The organism is Streptomyces kebangsaanensis, from assembly GCF_001906585.1.
Classification (GTDB): domain Bacteria; phylum Actinomycetota; class Actinomycetes; order Streptomycetales; family Streptomycetaceae; genus Streptomyces; species Streptomyces kebangsaanensis.
On record NZ_JUJA01000099.1, the window covers coordinates 34,389 to 37,010 of the forward strand.

At 71.8% G+C, this 2,622-nt stretch carries 2 pseudogenes; one reads left to right on the forward strand and one right to left on the reverse strand.

Annotated features, from left to right (window positions below):
- Positions 1 to 2,072, reverse strand: a pseudogene (locus RH94_RS14810) (PEP/pyruvate-binding domain-containing protein); the annotation flags it as partial.
- Positions 2,073 to 2,229: 157 nt separating this feature from the next.
- On the opposite strand from RH94_RS14810, the pseudogene RH94_RS43400 reads away from it, so the two are divergent.
- Positions 2,230 to 2,622, forward strand: a pseudogene (locus tag RH94_RS43400) (aminotransferase class V-fold PLP-dependent enzyme); the annotation flags it as partial.

The window sequence follows — 2,622 nt, forward strand, 5'->3', positions numbered from 1 at the left end:
GGGCCGCGCAGCCGCCGGTCGAGGTAGGCGTCGGCCTCTTCGCCCCGGTCGCCCGGGCCGCCCCCCGCGGTGTCCGGCAGCACCTCGCGCAGCAGGGCGAACAGCCCGGCCGGGTTCTCCCGCAGGTCGGGCACCTCCAGCTTGAGTTCGTCGGGGCTGCGGTAGCCGTAGGCGGCGACATACGCGTCGACGGCGGCCAGGACGCCGGTGTGGCCGCCCTCGCGCAGCGCCCGGTGGGCGTCGGCGTCGTCGGTGCGTTCCAGCAGGCGCCGTACCTCGTCGTCGGCCCGCACCCGCGCCGCCAGGCCGGCCAGCGCCCGCACCGGTTCGGCGGACTCGACGGGGCCGCCGGGCGCGGCCGCGGCCCAGGTGAACCAGTCGGGTGCGTCCGGCAGCCATCTGCGGGTCAGCAGGGCCAGCACGCCGACGGAGAGCAGGACCGTGGCGTCCAGGACCTGCATCGGGCCCCATTTCTCGATGAGTTCCCTCTGCAGCCTGCGAAAACGCCGGTAGGTCTCATCACCGGGCAGCGCGTCGTAGTCGACATTGTTGAACACCTCGTACGCCCGGTAGAAATCCCGGTGGAAGGTCTCCACCGATTTCCGGACGGCCAGAAACCTTCCGGCGAAGACCGCCGTACGGGCCAGACGGGAGAACCGGCCGCGCAGCCCGGTTCGCGGCGTGAAAGGATGAAGGGCGTCGGCGCACTCGTCGGAAATGCTCTCCGAGACACCCAGCGATTTCTCCAGCACACGGCGGTTCAGCGGGTACAGCGGGGCCAGGCGCACCATGCGGTACCAGTGGTGCAGGTTGTAGTAGACCCGTCCGTGGAAGTAGCCGAGCAGGTGCGGGGTCCACTCCTGGACCTCGCGCAGCCGGTCGCCCCTGACCCCCAGCGCGCGGGCGTAGCTCTCGTACACCTTGGCGTAGGTGTCGGCGGCGAAGCTGTAGGTGAGCGGGGAGACGACGCCGCCGAAGCTCTCGACGATGTTGGAGTTGTCCCACAGCCGCACCTCCCCCTCGGGAGCCTCGCGTTCCGGTCCGGTGCCGTACGGGCGGCCGAGGGCGGTGACCGGCCGGCTCTGCAGGATCCACAGGGTGCCGTCCGCGATCGCCCACTCGATGTCCTGCGGAGTGCCGCAGTGCGCCGTGGCGCGCACCCCCACCCGGTGCAGCCGGGCCAGGTCCCCGGCGGTCAGGGACAGGGCCCCGCGGTCCTCGGGGGCGACCGGCGACACCACGCAGCCGGGGCCGGCGCCGGCGTCGTAGCGCTCCCGCTTCTCGCCGGTCACGGTGGTCAGCGGCTCGCCGGTGGCGGCGTCCATGACCACGGTGTCGGCGTCGACCGCGCCGGAGACCAGCCCCTCCCCCAGCCCGTGGACGGCACTGACCACATGACGGTCGCCGCGGCCGGTCACCGGGTCGGCCGTGAACAGTACGCCACTGCGCTCGGCGGGCACCATGCGCTGGACGACGACCGCGACACCACCGGGGTCCAGCGGCAGTCGGTGTCGCGCGCGGTACCACAGGGACCGTTCGGAGAACCCCGAGGCCCAGCAGCGGCGGACATGGGCGGCGACCTGGTCGAGGCCCCGGACGTTGAGGAAGCTGTCGAACTGGCCGGCGAACGAGTGCTCCGTGCCGTCCTCCTGCGCACCGGACGAGCGTACGGCCACCAGGCCGCCGCCGACCTGCGCGTAGGCCAGGGCGATGGCCTCGGTGACGCGCTCGCCGAGGGGCGCGGCCTCGATCAGCGCGGCGATCCCGGCGGCGGTCTCACGGGCCCCGCGCTCACCGTCGCCGCTCCGCCCGGCGGCCGGCAGGGCCGCCAGGCACTCGTCCAGTCCGCTGCCGCGAGCGAATTCCGCGAAAACGTCCAGGCCGATCACCGACCAACTCGGTACTTGAAAACCGGACGCGGTCAGGGCGTGCAGGTTTCTTCCCTTTCCACCTGCCCATTCCGCGATTTCGGATGCGTCACTGGTGGGGGTGAGGACGCGAAAGCAGTGGTGACCGGATCCCGCGGCGAGCGTCAACTGGATTCCCTCCGGAGAATTCTCTTCGGACCTCACAGAGAGGTATCACGGCGAGGTCGGCGGAAACCCCGCATTGGCTGTTCCGGATCTTTCCCTGAATGTTTCCGGCCATGGTTCAGGAACGGACGACCGGTTTTGCGCACACCATGTGTACGATCAACGGTCGTTGATCGCGCAATGAACGAGGAGTCCCGTGAGCGAGACCGAGGTCGCCACCGCACCGCGCCCGCTGCTGCTGGACGACGGCCGGCCCGCCGCCGCGGCCTGGTCGCTCGACCCCGGCATGCTGCACCTCAACCACGGCTCCTTCGGTGCCGTCCCCCTGGTCGCACAGCGGCGGCAGGACGAACTGCGGGCCGAGATGGAGCGCGCCCCCGTCGTCTGGTTCCCGCGACTGCCCGCCCGGATCGCCGCCACCCGCGCCGAGATCGCACGGTACCTCCGGGTCGACGCCGGAGGTCTGGCGCTCGTGCCGAACGCCAGCGCGGGCGCCAGCGCCGTGTACGCCGCCCTGGCCGCACGCCCCGGCATGGACGTCGTCGTCACCGATCACGGGTACGGCGCCGTCACCATGGGAGCGGAACGG